We start from the raw sequence: 19,911 nt of genomic DNA, 5'->3' as shown, positions 1-19,911 counted from the left end.
CGATAATAGCACCGAGTCCACTCCATGGTTCGCCCATGCCCCGTGACAGCACCTCAATCGTTCCGGTGACGGCGCTCGACGCGTTCGACACGGTGATCGACGCGCGCAGTCCAGCCGAATACGCTGAAGACCACGTTCCCGGTGCGATCAATTGCCCGGTGCTCGACGACCGGGAGCGGGCGATCGTCGGTACGATCTACAAACAGCGGTCACCGTTCGAAGCGCGGCGCATTGGGGGGGCGTGGGTCGCGAAAAATATCGCGCACCACATCGAAAACCAGTTTCAGGACAAACCGCGCTCGTGGCACCCGCTGGTCTACTGTTGGCGCGGTGGCCAGCGAAGTGGCGCGTTCGTCACTTGGCTGCGGTTGATCGGTTGGGACGCCGCGCAGCTTGAAGGCGGGTATAAGGCGTTTCGTCGTCAAGTCCTTGCGCAGCTCAATACGTTGCCTGCTCGGTTGCGGCTATTCGTGCTCGCGGGTCCTACGGGTTGCGGCAAGACGAAACTGCTTCACACCCTGGCGCAATTGGGCGCGCAGGTGTTGGACCTGGAAGGGTTGGCGCGCCATCGTGGTTCGCTGTTGGGGCGGGTGCCAGACGGCGCGCCGCAACCGACCCAAAAAGCGTTCGAGACAGCACTCTGGTCTGCACTGCGCCGCTTCGATCCCACCCAACCGGTGTTTGTCGAAGCGGAGAACCGCCGCATCGGCACCTGCCACCTGCCTGAAGCGCTTTGGCAACAGATGCGCGCCGCGCCGCGCGTCACGGTGGACGCTGCGCTTGACACGCGTCTGGCGTTGGTACTCACTGAATACCGATTCTGGCGCGACCATCCCGAAACCCTCAAAGCGCAGTTGCTCCGCCTCAAAGGGGTGGTCCCGAACGCCGTCCTTGCAGAATGGCTGCGGTGGGTCGACGCAGGCAATTTCGCCGCACTCTACCGCGACCTGATGGTACGCCACTACGACCCCCGTTACCGCAAAGGGCTGGCCACCTGGTCGGGCCCGATCGTGGCGCACTTTACCCTTTCTGATCTCTCGGAGGCGACGTTCGCCGATTTGGCCGCGCAGTTGGTGGCAATCGCCGCTACGTGCCCACTGGACGCGACTACCAGAGAAACGCCACGCGCCTAAGGGAGGCTTGCGGCGTCACCTCGACCCAGCGATCTTGCGGGGGATATTCAACGACCGGGAGCGCAGCGGCAACCAACCGATAACGCCCCGTCGGCAGCTGCGCGCACCAAAGCGGCCCCAACCCGCGGCCTTGCCAAACCACCGCGCCGGAGTCGTTTTCGAGGGTCAAGGTCGCATCAGCAAGATAGGGGCGCTCCTTTTGTGCCCACTCGACGCAGACCGTAAAACGGTCTCTGAGCCGTTGTAACGCCACCCGCTCCTCCACACCGATCCCACCGGCACACCAAAAGAACGGGGTTTGCTCGCAACGTAGCGTCGCGATCGCCTCCTCGACTTCGGCTTCAGTCACCGTTTGCTGCCCCTCCCCTTCCGCCGCTGCGGTGGGCACGGTCGCAAACCCCTCGGTAAGCGGCAGAGCGCCGCGCGCTAAGGGCTCATCAAGGCCCGATGCTGGGACACTTCCTGAGAAAAAGGTAAAAACGAGCGCGCCTACCCAGAGGCGGCGCCAAACAGAGCCTTTGCCCAAGCCGACCGGACCACTCCCCACATTACGGCTCCTTTCCCGCATGGTTCCTCCCTTACGCGGATTGTGCAACCCTCACACGCCGGCCAGACAGATCGCTTTGATCTCGAGATACTCTTCCACGCCGTACTTCGACCCTTCGCGACCAAACCCCGACTGTTTGACGCCGCCAAAGGGGAAAACCTCGCTTGAGATGATCCCAGTGTTGATCCCGATCATCCCGTAATCGAGCTGCTCGGCCACCCGCCAGACGCGCCCCACGTCGCGCGCGTAGAAGTAGGCCGCAAGGCCATATTCGGTCGCGTTTGCAAGCGCGACAGCTTCGTCGTCGGTACGAAACCGGTAGATGGGGGCGACGGGACCAAAGATCTCTTCGCGCGCGATCGCCATCTCCGCTGTGACGTTCGTGAGCACCGTGGGGGCGTAAAACTGGTTGCCCAATTCCGTGAGGAGATGCCCGCCACAGCGCACTTGCGCCCCGCGGGAGACCGCCTCTTCGACCAGGCGCGTCACTTTTGCGATCGCCGCAGCATCGATGAGCGGCCCCACCGCGACGCCCGCTTCCCACCCGGGACCGACGCGCAATTTGGACACCTCCGCAGCGAACCGCTCCGCAAAAGCGTCGTAGATCCCCTCTTGGACGATCAATCGGTTGGCGCAGACGCACGTTTGCCCGGCGTTGCGGTATTTCGACGCCAGCGCCCCGGCCACTGCCGCGTCCAGGTCAGCATCGTCGAACACGATGAACGGGGCGTTGCCACCCAGTTCAAACGAGAGGCGCTTTAACGTCGGGGCGCATTGGGCCATCAAGAGGCGACCGACTTCGGTCGACCCGGTAAAGGAGAGTTTGCGCACGATGGGACTTGCGGTGAGCGTCGCGCCAATCACCTCCGGTCGACTGCCGGTAACCACATTGAACACCCCGGCGGGAAAACCGGCATCTTCGGCCAGCGCGGCTAAAGCCAGAGCCGTGAGTGGGGTTTGCTCCGCCGGCTTCACCACCACCGTGCACCCCACCGCAAGCGCCGGGGCCACCTTACGGGTGATCATCGCAGCGGGGAAATTCCACGGTGTGATCGCTGCGCACACCCCAACGGGCTGTTTCCACGCCATGAGGCGGCGATCCGCTTGCGGCGTCGGGATGAGATCGCCATAAACCCGCTTCGCCTCTTCGGCAAACCACTCGACGAACGATGCCGCGTAGGCCACTTCGCCCCGTGCCTCGGCAAGGGGCTTGCCACATTCGAGCGTGATCAATTGCGCCAAGGGCTCGGCGTTGTCGACGATGCGCGCATGCCATTGGCGCAACAGTGCTGATCGCTCTTTCGCGAGGGTGTTTTTCCATGAGGAGAAGGCGTATGCCGCTGCGTCGATTGCCGCTTCGGTTTCCCTGCGTCCGCAATCGACCACTTCGGCGATCGTTTCCCCTGTTGCCGGATTCCGCACGGGATAACGGGTTGGTGCCGCATGCCATTCGCCACCCCAATAAGCGTGGGTTTGCCAACACCGGGTTAGCGTTAAGTTTTTCAGCCATTCGTGCATCGTCATCTCCCTGGTCGTTCGGACGAATTGTTTGCCGGTAAATGGGATTGTACGCGCACAGAGTCGGTGCGATGCGGTACACTTCGCCACAATGCCTTAGGAGAGTTTCGCCGTGCAAGAGAACCACTACTTGCAACCGTTGATCGAACCGCGCTCGGTCGCCGTGATCGGTGCTTCGGAACGCGCCGGGTCATTGGGTCGAACCGTGATCCGCAACCTGATCGACAGTGGGTACACCGGCCGCCTCTTTGCGGTCAACCCCAAACATAAAAAAATCTTCGATCTCCCCGCTTATCCGTCGATCGAAGAGGTGCCCCACCGCATCGATCTCGCGGTGATCTGTGTCGCCGCGGAAAAGGTGATCGGTGTGGTCGAAGGGTGTGGCCGGGCCGGTGTCAAGATGGTTGCGGTCCTCTCAGCCGGTTTTGCCGAATCGGGCGCCCGCGGTGAACGGTTGGAGCGGCAACTGATCGAAACGGCGCGTCGCTACCGGATGCGCCTTTTGGGTCCCAACTGTCTGGGCGTGATGCGTCCGCAGTTTGGGCTCAACGCCTCATTTGCTCTGACCGCTCCGCTCAAAGGGTCGATCGGGTTCATCTCCCACTCCGGTGCGCTCTGTTCCGCGGTACTCGACTGGGCAAAACCGGCGGGGGTCGGATTTTCGGCGGTGGTCTCGCTTGGCGCGAGCGTCGATATCGACTTTGCCGAAGTGCTCGACTTCCTGGCGCAAGATTACCGCACCGAAGCGATCGTGCTCTACATCGAAGGAATCAAGAACGCGCGCCGCTTCATGAGCGCGTTGCGTGCTGCGGCACGCGTCAAACCGGTGCTGGTGCTCAAAGCGGGACGCCATCCCGAAGTGATGCGCACGATTCATCTCCACGCAGGCCATCAGCCAGGCGACGACAAAGTGTTCGACGCGGCCTTGCGGCGTAGTGGCGTGATTCGTCTTTATAACATCTCGCAGCTCTACGCCGCACTCTCCGCGCTTTTTGCCCGACTTCGTCCGCGCGGCAACCGCTTGGCGATCCTCACGAACGGCGGCGGAATCGGCGCGATGGCTGCCGACCGCGCCGCGGACCTGGGCATCCCGCTCGCGGAACTCGGGGATACCACCCGCGAAGCACTCGACAAACTGCTGCCCCAGAACTGGTCCCACGCCAACCCGGTCGATATTTTGGGCGACGCCGACGCCGAACGCTACGGCGCTGCGTTTCAAACCCTTCTGGCTGCGAAAGAGGTCGACGGGATCCTGGTGATTCTCACGCCCCAGGCGATGACCGACCCCACCGCGGTCGCAGACCGGATCATCGCACTCGAAGCGAAAGCCGACAAACCGGTCGTCACCTGCTGGATGGGAGAGGCGCACGTCCAGGAAGCGCGGCAAAAATTCCAAGCGGCGGGGATCCCCACCTTCCGTGCGCCGGAACCTGCGGTCGAGCTCTTCTCGCACGTCTCGTCGTACTACCGAAACCAAAAACTGCTCGCGCAAACCCCACCGCCGCTCACCCATTTCGAAGCGCCGCGCATCGAGAGCGCCGAACTGATCATCGAAGCCGCGCTCACCGAACGGCGGCTACGCCTCAACGAGATGGAGGCCAAAGCGGTCCTTTCTGCGTTTCGCATCCCGATTGCCCAAGCGATGCTGGCGCGCACCGTCACCGAAGCGATCGTGCTCGCCGAAGAGATTGGACTGCCGGTGGCGATGAAAATTCAGGCGAAAAACGTCATCGACAAAGCCGACAGCGGCGGAGTGCGACTCAACCTCACCACCATGGCGGCGGTACGCACCGCGTTTCAGGAGATCGTCGCCGAAGTGCAAAAAAATGCGCCTGAAGCGGAAATCGAAGGGGTAGTGATCGAACCGATGGTGATTCGTCGTTACGGCCGCGAGGTGATGATCCGCGTCAAACGCGACCCCGTCTTCGGGCCGGTGATCTACTTCGGCGAAGGGGGCAAACGGGCCGTTCCCGAAGCGGACATGTCGGTTGCGCTGCCGCCGTTCAACAAATACCTGGCGCACGACCTGGTTCGGTCGAGCCGCATCTATCCGATGCTGCAGGAGTGGCGCAACATGCCCGCGGTAGCGCTCGAACGGCTGGAATACGTCCTGCTGCGGGTTTCAGAAATGGTCTGCGAATTGCCGTGGATCGAATATCTGAGCATCAACCCGCTGATCGTCGACGAACACGACGCGATCGCGCTCGACGCGAAAATTTCGCTGACCCCGACGAATCCGTCCCAGGATCGTTACGCGCACATGGCGATCCACCCCTACCCGTCTCACCTCGTCCAACATTGGACGCTTCCTGACGGCACCGACGTGCTGATCCGCCCCATCCGGCCAGAAGACGCCGAACTCGAAGCGGAGTTCGTCCGCAACCTCTCGCCACAGACGAAGTATTACCGCTTCATGACCACGCTCAACGAACTGCCACCCGCAATGCTCGCGCGCCTCACCCAAATCGACTACGACCGCGAGATGGCGTTCATTGCGGTTACGTCGCAAAACGGCAAAGAGATCGAACTGGGGGTGGCACGGTACGCGGTAAACCCCGACGGCGAAACGTGCGAATTCGCGATCGTCGTTGCCGATGCGTGGCAACATCGAGGTCTGGCACGCAAACTCATGCAGGTGCTGATCGAAACGGCGCGCAACCGTGGCCTCAAAGAGATGCGCGGCGTCTTTCTCGCGAACAACGAACGGATGCTGCGGTTCGTCGCGAGTCTCGGTTTCACCCTCTCCGACGACCCCGAAGATCGAACGATCAAGCACGGTGTCCTTCCCTTGCAACCGCTGCATTGAGGCAATCGAAGATGACTCCGACCGCAATCACCACCGACCGCTGGTGCGGGCTCGACGTCGTGCGGCTTCAGATTGGCGGTGCTCAGGTCACGGTGAGCCACTGGGGCGCGCACGTGCTTTCCTGGATCCCCGCCGACGGCATCGAACGGCTCTACCTGAGCCCCAAAAACCCAGGGGATGGCGTTACCCCCATTCGCGGCGGCATCCCAGTGATCTTTCCGCAGTGGGCCGACCAAGGCCCCCGCACACGCCACGGGTTTGCGCGGCGCGTCCTGTGGCAGATGACAGAACAGAAACAAGACCCAGCGTTCGTCTTCGCAACGTGGCGGCTCACGCCGGACGCGCTCCCTGCGTCCTATCGTGACGAAATCCCCTCAGGCTGGTGGGCGGAAGTCACCGTGATGCTCTCCCTCGACCGTCTGGACGTCGAGCTCGCGGTGGGTAACGACGGAGCCGCACCGCTTGCTTTCACCGGTGGATTGCATACCTATCTGGCCACTCCGGAACTCGAACTTTCCCAACTCTCCGGTTTGTACGGGCTCACCTACCAGGACGCCAATGCCCAATGGCAAGCGGTCAAAGAGACCGCGCCCGAACTGGTCGTCGATCGCGCGGTGAACCGCGTCTATCCAGCGCCTACGCGCGCGCTGCTCTGGAAAAGTGGCAAAGTGGCCACGGGCATCGACCAAGCGGGCTTTGCCAATCTCGTCGTCTGGAACCCCGGGGAACACCACAACCTGGCCGATCTGCCCGCAGATGGGTTTCGGCGTTTCCTTTGCGTCGAAGCGGCGCAACTCACCGCACCGATCACCCTTGACCCCGGAGCCGAATGGGCGGGACGACAGTCGCTCGTCGCCCTTCCCTCGCTATAATCGCCCCTTGCCTGGATCGAACCGAATACCATGACGACGACACACTTGCCTTCGATCGAAGCCCGTATCGCCGAGCGGATTGGCGTTTCGCCGCACCAAGTGATCGCTGCGGTGCGGCTGATGGACGAAGGGGCAACGGTTCCCTTCATCGCCCGCTACCGTAAAGAGGCAACAGGAGGATTGAGCGACGCGCAACTGCGCGAAATCGAAACCCAGCTTCTGACGCTGCGGGCGCTCGAAGCGCGCCGCGAAACGATCCTCAACACGCTGCGCGAAGCGGGCCATCTCACGCCCGAACTCGAAGCGGCCGTCATGTCGGCTGAGACACGCCAGGCGCTCGAAGACCTCTACCTGCCGTACCGACCCAAACGACGCACCAAGGCAAGTATCGCGCGCGAAGCCGGATTGGAACCCCTTGCCGACCGGCTCATGGGCCGAGTCGAAACCCCGCCGGAAGTGCTCGCCGCACCGTTCGTCGCTCCGGAAAAAGGGTTTGCCGACGCCGCTGCGGCGCTTGAAGGCGCGCGCGCGATCTTGAGCGAACGCCTCAGCGAAAACGCCGCTTTGTTGCAGCCGTTGCGCGAACGGTTCTGGAACGAAGCGCTGATCCGGTCGCAGGTGCTCGATTCCAACGCCTCCAACGCCGCGAAGTTTCGCGACTGGTTTGCGTTCGAAGAGCCGATCCGCTCCATACCTTCGCACCGCGCGTTGGCGCTCCTCCGCGGGCGCAACGAGGGGGTACTGCACCTTGCGGTCGATATTCCCACCGCGGAAGACCAACCGCATCCGTTCCTCGGGTGGATCGCCCATCAGATCGGGTGGGATCGGCTCGACGACCCCGCAGCATCCTGGCGGACCCAAACCCTTGCGCGCATCTGGCGTGCCAAACTCCACCCGCAACTCGAACGCGACGCGCTCAACCAGATGCGTGAAAACGCGGAACGGGAAGCGATCCGCATCTTTGCGGCGAACCTCAAGGAGCTGCTCCTTGCGCCGCCTGCCGGCAACCAGGTCGTGATGGGAATCGACCCGGGCATTCGCACCGGGATCAAAATCGCGGTGATCGACGCCACCGGCGCCGTCGTCGCCACGGAAACCTGCTACCCGTTCGAGCCGAAACGCCACGTCGAGCCAACACTCGCGCGCCTCGCCGAATTGGTAACGACGCACCGAGTGCAGCTCATCGCAGTCGGCAACGGCACCGCGAGTCGCGAAACCGAAAAGCTGGTCGACGCGCTCCTAGCCCGTTTGCCCCTTGATGGGCGCCCCACGAAACTGATCGTTTCGGAAGCGGGCGCTTCGATCTATTCGGCCAGTGAAATCGCCAGTGAAGAACTCCCAGAACTCGATGTCAGCCTCAGAGGCGCGGTCTCGATCGCCCGCCGGGTACAGGATCCCCTGGCAGAGTTGGTGAAGATCGACCCGAAATCGATCGGTGTCGGGCAATACCAACACGACGTCGATCAAGTGGAACTCGCGCGGATGCTCGACGCGGTCGTTCAGGACTGCGTCAATGCCGTAGGGGTAGATCTCAACACCGCCTCGCCCGCGCTCCTCGCCTACGTCTCCGGGCTCAACCGGACGCTGGCGCGGGAGATCGTCGCGTGGCGCACCCAGCACGGTCCGTTCCGCAGCCGTGCGCAACTGCTCGAAGTGCCCCGGCTGGGCCCGAAAACCTTCGAACAGTGTGCCGGTTTTTTACGCATTCGCGACGGGGACGAACCACTCGACGCATCTGCCGTCCACCCCGAGGCTTATCCGCTGGTCGAACGGATCTTGGCGCGCATCCAGAAAACGGTGAAAGAGGTGATGGGGCGCAGCGACTGGCGTGACGCGATCGACCCCAACGAATTCACCGACGCGCAGTTTGGCCTCTTTACCGTGCAGGATGTCCTCGAAGAGCTGGCGAAACCAGGGCGCGATCCGCGCGGCGAGTTTCGCACCGTTCGCTACGCTGAAGGGGTCGAATCGCTCGACGACCTCCAAGAAGGGCAGTGGCTCGAAGGGGTAGTCACCAACGTCACCCATTTCGGCGCGTTCGTCGATATCGGTGTGCATCAAGACGGGTTGGTGCACGTCTCCGAACTCGCCGACCGCTTCGTCAAAGATCCCTTGACCGTTGTCAAACCGGGGCAAATCGTTCGCGTTCGGGTGCTGGCCGTAGACAAAGCACGGCAGCGCATTGCGCTCTCGATGCGCACCAACGGTGAACGTGCGGGGCTGTCTTCGCGCCACGTTGAAGGCGCCACCTCTGCATCTGCAACGAAGCACGACACCCCCCGCAGCCGTTCCCGCAACGCCGCCCCCGCCAAACGCAACCCCGCTCAGCCCCAAGAACCGGTGACGGCACTCGCGCTGGCCCTTGCCCGTGCGCAACAGGAGAAATCTGCGCGATGACCCCAGAATCGACCGATTGTGTGACCCCTTTCCTCCTCGAAAATACGGACATCCGTGGCGCTCATGTGCGACTGACCCACGTGTGGCAACGCGTCTTGGCGCATCGTCGTTACCCTCCGGCGATTCGGCGCGCCCTTGGGCAACTCACCGCTTTTGCGGCGCTCCTTTCGGCACGCTTCAAAACCCCCACGCGGATCACATTGCAGGCGCAGGGGAAAGGGCTCGTTCCGCTCGTGGTTGTCGATCTTTCACCCGAACGTGAGCTGCGTGCCGTGGCGCAGCGGCGCGACGATGCGATCCCGGTCGCCGACGACGCGCAACTGCGCCAACTGTTGGGCGAAGCGGCACAGCTCGCCCTCATCGTGGAGCTGCCTGCCACCCATACCCCGTACGTCAGCATCGTCCCGTGGGAGGGAGAGACCCTCATCGACGCGCTGCAAGCTTTTCTCAGCCGATCGGATCAGCAGCCCACGCGGCTTTGGCTGAGCGCCGACGACCAGACCGCGGCCGGCCTGATGCTCCAGAAACTACCCACTGCCGACGAAAAAGACCCCGACGGTTGGCGACGTGCCGTTCTGCTTGCAGAGACCCTACGCGAAGCGGAACTCGTGCAACTCAACGCCGCTTCACTCTTGACGCGCCTCTTTGCCGAAGAGACCATTCGCGCATTCCCCTCGGTGCCGATCTTACCGTACGACCGGGTCGAGCCCGAACGGATCCAACGGCTCTTGCGTCTGCTTGGGCGTGACGAAGTGGAAGCGATGTTGGCCGAACACGGCGCCGTCGAGATCCACGACGAACTCTCGGGGCACACCTATCGCCTGGATCGCGACGAAGCGCTCGCCGCATTTGTCAATGACCTTCCCTCATCTCCCCGCATTCATTGAGGTAGTGCGATGCCGGAACCGATCGTCCGCTTCACTCCGACGAACCTTGCCGGTTTCGTCGTGACACTTGCCGCAACCAGCCCCGCCCGTTTGGCAGACGAACTCCACAAGGTGTTTGCGGGCGCAAACCGCTACTTTGCTGGTGAAGTGGCGGTGCTCGACTTTCGCGAAGTGACCGAATGGCCCACCCACGTCGACTGGGCGGGAATCGCCGCGTTGATGCGCCGCATCGGTCTGCAACCGGTCGGGGTGCGCGGTGTTCCAGAACCGTTCCATACCGCGCTGGCGCGCCTCAATCTCGCGCTGCTCGATGCCATTTCTCCTGAGTATGGTGCTCAGCCAACGCCTCACGCTACGGTAGCGGTCGCACCCGAGCGCACTGCCCTACCGGCAGCAACACCCGAGGCCACACAAGCGGCGCCCAACGATTCACCAAGAAGCGCGTCCCGCATCATTGACCGTCCCGTCCGCTCCGGGCAACAGATCCACCACCCCGACGGCGACGTGATCCTCATGAACGGGGTCAACCCCGGCGGCGAAGTGATCGCTGGCGGCCACATCATCTGCTGGGGTCCCCTTTCGGGCCGGGCGATCGCAGGCGCGTACGGCCTAGAAACGGCGCGCATCTTCGCGCACCGCTTTCAACCGGAACTTGTTGCGATTGCGGGCATCTTCAAGACGTTCGAACAGGGGGTCCCACCGGTGCTTGCGGGTAAGCCCGTACAGGTCCGTCTCGAACCGACACCAGAAACTGCGGAGATGCGGTTACAATTCGATATCCTTGAACTTTGAAATTGCTCAAACGGATCGAACACCATGCGCATCGTCGTCGTAACCTCAGGCAAAGGAGGCGTAGGAAAAACCACCACCAGCGCCGCGTTCGCTACCGGCTTGGCGCTGCGGGGATACAAAACGGCCGTGATCGATTTCGACGTCGGGTTGCGCAACCTCGACCTCATCATGGGGTGCGAGCGCCGCGTCGTCTATGACTTCGTCAACGTCATCCAAGGCGACGCGAAGCTGCACCAAGCGCTCATCAAAGACAAACGGGTCGAATCGCTCTACATCCTGCCCGCGTCGCAAACCAAGGACAAAGAGGCGCTCACCGAAACAGGCGTCGAAGCGGTGATGGACGAATTGCAGCAGATGGGCTTTGATTACGTCGTCTGCGACTCACCCGCCGGGATCGAACATGGCGCACTGATGGCGATGATGTTTGCCGACGAAGCGATCGTCGTAACCAACCCGGAGGTCTCTTCGGTGCGCGACTCCGACCGCATCCTGGGATTGTTGCAGTCGAAGACACGGCGCGCGATCGAAGGCCGGGAACCGATCAAAGAGCACCTTTTGATCACCCGGTACAACCCGAAACGGGTCGAAGAGGGCGAAATGCTCTCTTACAAAGACATTTTGGAGCTTCTGCGCGTCCCCTTGATCGGTGTGATTCCCGAATCGGAAGGGGTGCTGCACGCTTCCAACCAGGGCGAACCGGTCATCCTCATCAAAGAGGACAAGGCGGCTCAGGCCTACGACGACGTCGTCGGCCGTTTCCTCGGTGAAAACCGGCCGCTGCGCTTCACTACCTACGAAAAACCGGGGCTATTGAAGCGCCTACTGGGAGGGGGCTAAAGTGGCTGGCTTGTCTCTGTTCGACCGCTTGTTGGGGCGCAAACCGCGCGCGACCGCAAGCATCGCCAAAGAGCGGCTCACCATGGTCTTGATGCGGGAGCTGCCCGAAGGCCAAGCGAACTCTCCTGAAGAAAGCGCGCGCCTACAGCAACTTCAAGAAGAGATATTGGCTGTCGTCGCAAAATACTACCCGGTTGATGCCGACGCGATCAAGGTCCATCTCGAGCGCAAGGAAAACGTCGAGATACTTGAAGTCAATATCACACTCAATGAACACACGGGTAGCGGCTGACCGGGGAGATCCTTCTCCCCCGAAGTTTATCCGCGGAGGCAGAGACAAGTTTCAACCACCGTGACCAAGTGCGTGCGCAGCGATTACCACCACAGCCGATCACGTCGCGCTTCGCGCTGGCTCACCGATCGCCGCCAAGTGCCAGATCCGCTGGTTGTACTCGATCAGCGTTCGGTCGGAAGAGAAACGGCCGCTCATGGCGACGTTGCGCACGGCGCTTTCGAACCAACGCGCCGGGGCGCGATAGTGCGCCGCTGCCGCCTCCTGTGCAGCACGGTACGACGCAAAATCGGCCAGCACCAGCCACGGGTCGTTGGGTGAGAGAAGGCGGTCGAGGATTGGCTGGAAGATTCCTGGTTCGAAGGGATTGAAAAACTCCCGTTGCAGATAACCGATCACGCGCGCAAGCGCCTCGTCTTGCTGGACGATTGCTACCGGATCGTAATCGGTGCGGCGCGCCTGCACTTCGTCGGCAAGCAGTCCGAAGCGGAAAAAGTGTGCCTTCCCGACCGCTTCCAGAATCTCGATGTTAGCACCGTCGTAGGTACCGATCGTGATTGCGCCATTCATCATCAATTTCATATTGCCGGTACCGGAGGCCTCGGCACCCGCGGTGGAGATCTGCTCCGAAAGGTCGGCTGCGGGCGCGATCTTTTCCATCGCACTCACCCGGTAATCCGGCAAAAAGACCACCTGCAACAACCCTTCCGTTTGCGGATCTTTATTGATCACCTCGGCGACGTTGTTCAAGAATTTGACGATCAGTTTGGCAAACGCATACCCCGGCGCGGCTTTGCCGCCAAAAATGACCACGCGCGGCGTCCAGGCGTCTGTCTCGCCATGTTTGATCCGATCGTAAAGGTGGATCACGTGCAGGGCGTTCAAAAGCTGCCGTTTGTATTCGTGGATACGCTTGACCTGCACGTCGAAGAGCGCCGCAGGATCGACCTCGATTCCCCCTTCATGCGCGATTTGCTGCGCCAATTTCGCTTTGTTTCCCCGCTTTACCGCGGCGAACCGTTCGCGAAACGCTGCGTCTTGCGATAAGGGAAGAAGCGCTGTGAGGCGATCGAGATCGGTAACCCAACCGCTACCCACCGCCTCGTCGAGCAACGTTCTGAGACCAGGGTTACAGAGGGCAAGCCAGCGCCGTGGCGTCACTCCGTTGGTGATCGCTGTGAACTTTCCAGGAGAGAGTTCGGCGAAATCAGTAAAGAGGGTCGTGACGAGCAGCTCGGTATGGAGACGGGAAACACCATTGACCGCAAAACTGCCGTGCACCGCGAGGTGCGCCATCCGCACCCGATCGCCGCTGACAATTGCCAGTCGTTCCTGGCGGCTCGGTTCATCGGGCCAGCGCAACTGGATCGAGAACCGGAAACGGCGATCGATCTCGACGATGATCTCCCAATGGCGGGGCAGAATACGCCGCACCATCTCCCCCGGCCACGTCTCGAGCGCTTCGGGAAGCAGTGTGTGGTTGGTATAGGCCGTCACCCGCGTCGTGAGGCTCCACGCCTCGTCCCAACCGAAATGGTGCTCATCGATCAGAATCCGCATCAGTTCAGCCACTGCCAGCGCGGGATGGGTATCGTTGAGCTGGAAACAGTGAAGTTCGGCGAAACGGTGCCACTCGGGGCCACAGTGGTCGAGCCACTGCGTCACGGCATCCTGCAGCGACGCCGCAACGAGGAAATATTGCTGCCGCAACCGAAGCTCTTTGCCCAAGACGCTCGCATCGTTGGGGTAAAGTACGAGTGTGAGGTTTTCTGCAGCGATTCGCGCATCGACCGCCTCGAAATAGTCCCCTTCGTTGAATTTGTCCAGATTGAACTCGTTGGGTGCCTGCGCCGACCACAGCCGCAATGTATTGACCACCCCGTTGCGGTATCCGGGAACCGGAATATCGTACGGTACCGCCAGAACTACCTCTGCATGATCCCAATGGACGTAGAACCGCCCCGTCTCTGGGTCGATGTAGTGGTGCGTCCGTCCGCCGAATCGGATTTTTCGGGTATATTCCCGCCGCTCCAACTCCCATGGGAACGCGGGTTGGCGCAGCCACCGCTCCGGCTCTTCCACTTGGTAGCCGTTACGGATCGCTTGGCGAAACATCCCATATTCGTAACGCAGCCCGTACCCCATCACCGGCAACGCGAGCGTCGCGGCGCTTTCGAGAAAACAGGCGGCAAGTCGGCCCAGACCGCCATTGCCCAACCCCGCATCACGCTCCGCCTCCTCGATCGCCTCGATTTCCTTTCCCAGTACCAGCAGCGCTTCGCGCAACGGCTCGGCAAGATCGAGATTGAACGCGATCGCCGCCAGCGAACGGCCGATCAGAAACTCCATCGACAGATAATAGAGGCGCCGGGTGGGTTGCCGTTTGAGGCGTTGCCACGTCGCGTGCCAGTCGGGCATTACCCGGTCGCGCACTGCCCACGCCACCGCCTCGAAGAGGTATTCGACCGGAGCGGCGAGCGTCCGCCCTTGCGTCTTGAACAGATAGTGTGCGATGTCCCGTGCGAGCCGCTCCGCATCGTTTCCCGTCTGCTCCGTGAGTTCTGCCAAGATCGCTTCAAGTTTCACCCCCACGTTCGCCTCCTTCACTCCGATATAGCGATTCGTATGCCGAAACCCGCGACGCCCAGGAGTAGTCACCTTCCATCGCGTTTTTCACGAGCGTGCGCCAACGACGCGGACGATCGCGCCAACAGTGAAACGCCCGCAGCAACGCCGCTCCGAGCGCCTGCGGCCCATCACCGGTAAAAAGAAACCCATTTGCGCTCGCACCGAGCGACTCGTCGATCACCGTGTCGCGCAGCCCCCCGACTGCACGCACCACCGGCACCGCGCCATAACGCATCGCGTAGAGTTGCGCCAGACCGCACGGTTCGAATCGGGAGGGCATCACGAAAAGATCGCAACCACCATAGATCAGATGCGCGAGCGATTCGTCGTAACCGATCGTCACCAAGAGCCGTTGCGGGTAGCGCGCCGCAAGCGTTTGCGCCTGCCGTTCGAGCAACGGGTCGCCGCTACCCAAGAGGACGACGCGCATCGGCGTGCGCTCGAACGTCTCCGGTAGCGCAGCAAGCAGCCAATCGACCCCTTTCTGTTCGCTCAAGCGCCCGACGAAACCGACAAGCAGCGCTCGGTTGCCCTCCAGCGTATCGCCCAAACCGTAACGCGCCAACAGCGCTGCGCGGTTGGATCGCTTCGCCGCAGTAAAACCGCGACCCGGGACGATCGGGGACGCAAGGTGGGAATCGCACAGCGGATTCCACGCCACCGGATCGATACCGTTTACGATACCGAGGAACGCCTTCTCGGCCGCCCGCTGCGCCAACGCGCCCTGCAAGCCGTAATCCCCTTTGCCCGCAAGGAGTTCTTGAGCATAGCCGGGGCTGACGGTCGTCACTACGTCGCTAAGCGTCACCCCCGCCTTGAGGAAATTGAGCTCCCCCCACGCTTCGAGAAAGCGAAAGTCCCACCAGCGATCGGGAAGATCGAGCGCGCGAAAGAGCGAGTAGGGAAACCAACCCTGGAACGCCGCGTTGTGGATGGTAAAAACGGTTCGCGGCGTCGCGATACCTTCCTTTTCCGCACCAAGCCGAAGAAACGCCGACGTAAGACCTGCGTGCCAGTCGTGGCCATGGACTACCGCGGCGCGCCAACCGGCGATTGCGCCCGGGCCCAACCCGAGCGCCAACATCGCTGCGGCGCGGGAGAAGACGGCAAAGCGCTCGCCGTTGTCCCACCACGCCCGTCCGTCGCGATCGAGATAAGGGGAGCCGTCCCGATCGTAAAGCGGTGGGATCGCGACAAACCAGACCCGGCAGGTCTGCCCCGAAGGTGACGAACGCTCCCCGTCGCAGGACGATGGTGGAGCCTTTCCCCACCGGCGGCCGCGTTGCGGCAGGGGCGACGGAAAAGTATTGGCGCCGCACCAGAGGGGCGCTGCCTCCCAGATCGTCGCTTCCCATGTCCGGCCCGCACCTGCTACCGCGAACGTCCCCAACCGTGTCGCCCCATCCGGAAGTGCGCCTCGAAACGCAGGAAGCACGACGCGCACCTCGTGACCACGCACAGCGAGCGCTGCGCTCAAACCTTGAACCGCATCGGCAAGTCCCCCCGTCTTGACGAACGGATGACATTCGGAAGCGACCTGAACGATTCTCAACGCTACCCCTCCTCTTCTCTTCCAACCGGTTGCAGCAGAAGCGCGCCAAACGGCGGAAGCGTCAGCGCGACGCTGTACGGAAAGCCGTGCCACGGAACCGCTTCGGCCCGTACAGCGCCGCAATTGCCGACGTCACTTCCTCCGTAGAAGCGGCTGTCGCTGTTCAACCGCTCGCGCCAGAGTCCACCGAACGGCACCCCCACCCGATAGTTCGTTCGCGTCAGCGGCGTGAAATGGAGCACCGCCAACACAACCTCCCCCTTTCTTCCCTTACGCAAGAAAGCGATCACCGACTGCTCCGCGTCGTGACAATCGACCCACTCAAAGCCCTCTGCGTCACAATCGAAGTCATGCAGCGCGCCCAGCGCACGGTAGGTCGTGTTGAGATCGGCAACCCACCGTTGCACGCCACGGTGCCCCGCCTCGGCAAGCAACCCCCAATCGAGTTCGCGCCGTTCGCTCCACTCACGCCACTGCGCAAACTCCCCCCCCATGAAGAGGAGTTTTTTGCCAGGGTGCCACCACTGCCACGCCAGCAAAAGTCGCACCTGCGCCCGTTTCGCGTCGGCGTCCCCGGGCATTTTCGCCACGAGCGATCCCTTGCCGTGCACCACTTCGTCGTGCGAGAGCGCAAGGACGAAATTCTCATTGTAGGCATACCACTGAGAGAAGGTGAGTTTCTCCTGATGGTAACGGCGAAAGAGGGGATCGTGCGCGAAATAAGCGAACGTGTCGTGCATCCACCCCATGTTCCACTTGAACGAAAAGCCAAGCCCCCCCATCCATACTGGACGCGACACCATCGGCCAGGCAGTGGACTCTTCGGCGAACACCAACGCGCCAGGAACCTCGGCGTGGATCAGCGTATTCAAACGACGCAAGAATTCGATCGCGTCGAGATTTTCACGCCCACCGTAATGGTTGGGCAACCACTCCCCAGGGCGACGCGAATAGTCCAGGTAAAGCATCGAGGCTACCGCATCGACCCGCAACGCGTCGAAGTGGTATTCGACGAGCCAAAAGAGCGCGTTGGCGATCAGGAAATTGCGCACCTCATGGCGACCATAATTGAAAATCAGACTCCCCCAGTCGGGATGTTCGCCCAAGCGGGGATCCTCATGTTCGAAGAGCGCCGTACCGTCGAAGCGGGCAAGCGCCCATTCGTCTTTCGGGAAATGGGCGGGCGTCCAGTCGAGGATCACGCCGATCCCCGCTTGATGCGCCGCATCGACGAACGCTTTGAGATCGTCCGGGGTGCCGTAGCGACTGGTCGGTGCGTAAAAGCCGGTCACCTGATACCCCCACGACTCGTCGAGCGGATGCTCGGCAAGGGGCAGGAGTTCGATATGGGTAAAACCCAACGACTGCACGTATGGGATCAGCCGCTCGGCCAGTTCGCGGTAAGTGTAGAAACGACCGTCGGCGTGTCGCATCCAGGAACCGGCGTGGACCTCGTAGATCGCGATCGGCTCGTGGTAGGGATCCCAGGCGTTTCGCGCGGCCAACCACGCTTCATCGCCCCAGGTATAACGGCTGCGCCACACCTTCGAACCATTTTGCGGCCGCAGTTCGAACCACTGTCCCGATGGGTCGCTCTTGGTGACGATCGCTCCCGAACGGGTGCGGATCTCGAATCGATAGCGATCCCCAACAGTAAGACCTGGAATGAAAAGCGACCAGATTCCGCTGCTGCCCAATACGCGCATCGGATGGCGCAACCCGTGCCATTGGTTGAAGTCCCCAACCACCGAAACCCGTTCGGCGTTGGGCGCCCAAACGGCAAAATGGACACCCGCCACACCGTCGATCTCGACGCAGTGCGCCCCCAACTTCTCCCACCACCGCCAATGCTCGCCGATCCCGATGAGGTAACAGTCCAACGCGCCAAGCAACGTGGGAAAAGTCCAGGGCGAAACGACGCTGTGCCACATTTCGTCGCCCTCTTGCCAGCGCACCGTATGGTGGGGCAACAGCGTTTTCCGCTCGTCTGCCGTGAAACGAGCGCGCCACACCCCTGGCGCGACCATTGCCAACCGCTTACCCCCCACCTCGACCGCGGTTGCCGTTGGCAGCCACTCGTAAAGCGCCCAGTGATCCCCTTCTTCGATGCGCCACCCCAACCCGCGGAAAGGGTCGTGGACCGTTCCAGCGTTCAATGCCTGCCAAACGGGCTCCAGTTCGCTCAACACCCCCCTCCCTGCTCAGCCGCGCGCAAAGCGTTCGACGCGGTCGCGGATGCGCTGTGCCAGTTCGACACGCAACGCCCCTTCCGGAACCCGCCAACGCCAATTGCGCTCATTCACCGTGCCCGGAACGTTGAAGCGCGCCTCAGCCCCCAAACCGAGCCAATCGGCAATCGGGATCACCGCCCAGCGTGCGCGGCTTGCCAGCGCCGCGTCGATCATCGGCCACGGCATCGGATCGTCGCTATGAGGCAACTGCGCCAGGATCCACTCGCGATAGCCCCCATCCTCGATCCCGTTCCACCACTCGAGCGTCGTCGCGTTGTCGTGCGTCCCGGTCATCACCCACTGCCATTCGGGAATCGCGTGTGGCGCATGGGGATTACCCGGCAGACCGTCGAAGCCGAACTGCAACACCGAAATGCCGGGGAGATGGAATGCCGCTTGGAGCGCGCGCACCTCGTCGGTGATGATCCCGAGGTCCTCGGCGATGAACGGCAGCGGTTCGCCGCCGCAATCGGTGCGAACGCGCGCAAAGAGCGCGTCACCCGGAACCGGCACCCAGCAGCCCGTCTCGGCTGTCGGCGCGTCTTCCGGGATCGACCAGACCGCTTGGTAACCGCGAAAATGGTCCAACCGTACCCCGTCGCACCACGACAATTGAGCGGCGAGCCGGGCGCGCCACCAGCCAAATTCGGTCTCGCGCAGCATGCCCCAGTCGTACTGGGGATTCCCCCAGCGCTGACCGCTGGCGCTGAAATAGTCTGGCGGAACCCCGGCAACAAAAGCGGGGGAGCCATCGGATTGCAGCAAAAAGTAAGCGCGGTTGCCCCAAACGTCGGCGCTATTGGCCGCGACGAAAAAAGGGAGATCACCGACTACCCAGATGCCCGCCTCATGAACCAGCGCCAGGACCTGCTGCCATGCGCGCTCGGCAGCAAGGAGCCGCGCCATTTTCGCCGTCAACCAACCGCGCGCTTCGGGGGGGAGCTGTTCGTCCTCCCGAAACAGCGCCAGATCAGGCGGCCATGCCCAGAATGGGCGATCCGGGAATTGGTGCGCATAATAACAAAAGAGCGCGTATTTCACCCGCTCACGCGCGATTACCGGCGCAAAAGGGGCAAGCCCCGGCGAGGCCAGACCGCTCTCTCCGCTCAGCCAAACCTCGCCCTGCAGCGCCGATTCCACCGTCTCCTGCGGCGGCAAGGTGCGCTGCAACCACTCGGCGGCAAAAAGCCGCTCATTCACCGCGAAACTGGTCACGCACTCGTAAGGAGAGACGTGACGCGGCGGATGGATCGGCAGGATCTGCCACAACCGCAGCCCCGCCTGCGCCATCCACGCAACGAACGCGCGCACCCGCGCTTCGGTGAGTCCGTCGTCCCCCGCAAGCGCTGTGGGGTGCAGCAGCACCCCCGCTGCGCGCCGCTCCAGCCATTCCCGGACCATCCTCCCCCCCTTTTTTGG

The 19,911-nt window shown here is 62.3% G+C and carries 14 protein-coding genes; 8 read left to right on the top strand and 6 right to left on the bottom strand.

The features are described 5' to 3' along the window. The first annotated feature begins 35 nt into the window (after positions 1-35). Positions 36-1,133 carry a tRNA 2-selenouridine(34) synthase MnmH gene (gene mnmH, locus KUL93_RS06870; protein ID WP_217126335.1) on the top strand — a complete coding sequence of 366 codons (1,098 nt, stop codon included), beginning with the start codon at positions 36-38 and terminating at the stop codon, positions 1,131-1,133. Here the strand turns inward: mnmH and KUL93_RS06865 are convergent. Beyond that, positions 1,108-1,701 carry a hypothetical protein gene (locus KUL93_RS06865; protein WP_217126334.1) on the bottom strand — a complete coding sequence of 198 codons (594 nt, stop codon included), beginning with the start codon at positions 1,699-1,701 and terminating at the stop codon, positions 1,108-1,110. The genes mnmH and KUL93_RS06865 overlap by 26 nt on opposite strands. A 30-nt stretch (positions 1,702-1,731) precedes the next feature. After that, complete coding sequence (locus KUL93_RS06860; RefSeq protein ID WP_346731671.1) at positions 1,732-3,204, bottom strand: NAD-dependent succinate-semialdehyde dehydrogenase; 1,473 nt, start codon at positions 3,202-3,204, stop codon at positions 1,732-1,734. Between the two features lie 106 nt (positions 3,205-3,310). Between KUL93_RS06860 and KUL93_RS06855 the strand changes: the two genes are divergently transcribed. Genes KUL93_RS06855 through minE form a run of 7 tightly spaced genes read left to right on the top strand, consistent with a single transcriptional unit; the run spans position 3,311 to position 12,081 of the window. Next, positions 3,311-6,004, top strand: a complete 2,694-nt coding sequence (locus tag KUL93_RS06855; protein ID WP_217126332.1) for a bifunctional acetate--CoA ligase family protein/GNAT family N-acetyltransferase — start codon at positions 3,311-3,313, stop codon at positions 6,002-6,004. A gap of 11 nt (positions 6,005-6,015) precedes the next feature. Then, positions 6,016-6,876 (top strand): D-hexose-6-phosphate mutarotase, encoded by an 861-nt coding sequence (locus KUL93_RS06850; protein WP_217126331.1) that lies wholly within the window; start codon positions 6,016-6,018, stop codon positions 6,874-6,876. Between the two features lie 30 nt (positions 6,877-6,906). After that, positions 6,907-9,273, top strand: coding sequence for a Tex family protein (locus KUL93_RS06845; protein ID WP_217126330.1), 2,367 nt, complete (start codon positions 6,907-6,909; stop codon positions 9,271-9,273). After that, the gene (gene hslO, locus KUL93_RS06840) at positions 9,270-10,160 is read left to right on the top strand and encodes an Hsp33 family molecular chaperone HslO (RefSeq protein ID WP_217126329.1); all 891 of its coding nucleotides are present in this window, start codon (positions 9,270-9,272) and stop codon (positions 10,158-10,160) included. Before KUL93_RS06845 ends, hslO begins: the two co-directional genes overlap by 4 nt. Positions 10,161-10,169: 9 nt before the next feature. Continuing rightward, a complete protein-coding gene (gene minC / locus KUL93_RS06835; protein WP_217126328.1) occupies positions 10,170-10,952 on the top strand; it encodes a septum site-determining protein MinC in 783 nt (260 codons plus the stop codon). Between the two features lie 24 nt (positions 10,953-10,976). After that, positions 10,977-11,789: a septum site-determining protein MinD gene (gene minD, locus KUL93_RS06830; protein ID WP_217126327.1), complete on the top strand. Its 813-nt coding sequence runs from the start codon at positions 10,977-10,979 to the stop codon at positions 11,787-11,789. A 10-nt stretch (positions 11,790-11,799) separates the two neighbouring features. Beyond that, positions 11,800-12,081 carry a cell division topological specificity factor MinE gene (gene minE, locus KUL93_RS06825; RefSeq protein ID WP_249419332.1) on the top strand — a complete coding sequence of 94 codons (282 nt, stop codon included), beginning with the start codon at positions 11,800-11,802 and terminating at the stop codon, positions 12,079-12,081. A gap of 99 nt (positions 12,082-12,180) precedes the next feature. On the opposite strand, the gene KUL93_RS06820 is transcribed toward minE, so the two are convergent. The 4 genes from KUL93_RS06820 to KUL93_RS06805 are packed head-to-tail and all read right to left on the bottom strand — an operon-like array spanning position 12,181 to position 19,893. Continuing rightward, positions 12,181-14,673: a glycogen/starch/alpha-glucan phosphorylase gene (locus tag KUL93_RS06820; RefSeq protein WP_217126325.1), complete on the bottom strand. Its 2,493-nt coding sequence runs from the start codon at positions 14,671-14,673 to the stop codon at positions 12,181-12,183. After that, positions 14,657-16,261, bottom strand: a complete 1,605-nt coding sequence (locus KUL93_RS06815) for a glycogen synthase (RefSeq protein ID WP_217126324.1) — start codon at positions 16,259-16,261, stop codon at positions 14,657-14,659. Before KUL93_RS06815 ends, KUL93_RS06820 begins: the two co-directional genes overlap by 17 nt. A gap of 2 nt (positions 16,262-16,263) precedes the next feature. After that, a complete protein-coding gene (gene glgB, locus KUL93_RS06810) occupies positions 16,264-18,447 on the bottom strand; it encodes a 1,4-alpha-glucan branching protein GlgB (protein ID WP_217126323.1) in 2,184 nt (727 codons plus the stop codon). A gap of 15 nt (positions 18,448-18,462) precedes the next feature. Beyond that, positions 18,463-19,893, bottom strand: coding sequence for a 4-alpha-glucanotransferase (locus tag KUL93_RS06805; protein WP_119334918.1), 1,431 nt, complete (start codon positions 19,891-19,893; stop codon positions 18,463-18,465). Between the last annotated feature and the right edge of the window lie 18 nt (positions 19,894-19,911).

The organism is Hydrogenophilus thiooxidans (assembly GCF_019049855.1).
In the GTDB taxonomy this organism is placed as follows: Bacteria; Pseudomonadota; Gammaproteobacteria; order Burkholderiales; family Rhodocyclaceae; genus Hydrogenophilus; species Hydrogenophilus thiooxidans.
The sequence above is the reverse complement of the archived record's forward strand: the minus strand, read 5'-3'. Positions and strand labels throughout refer to the sequence as shown.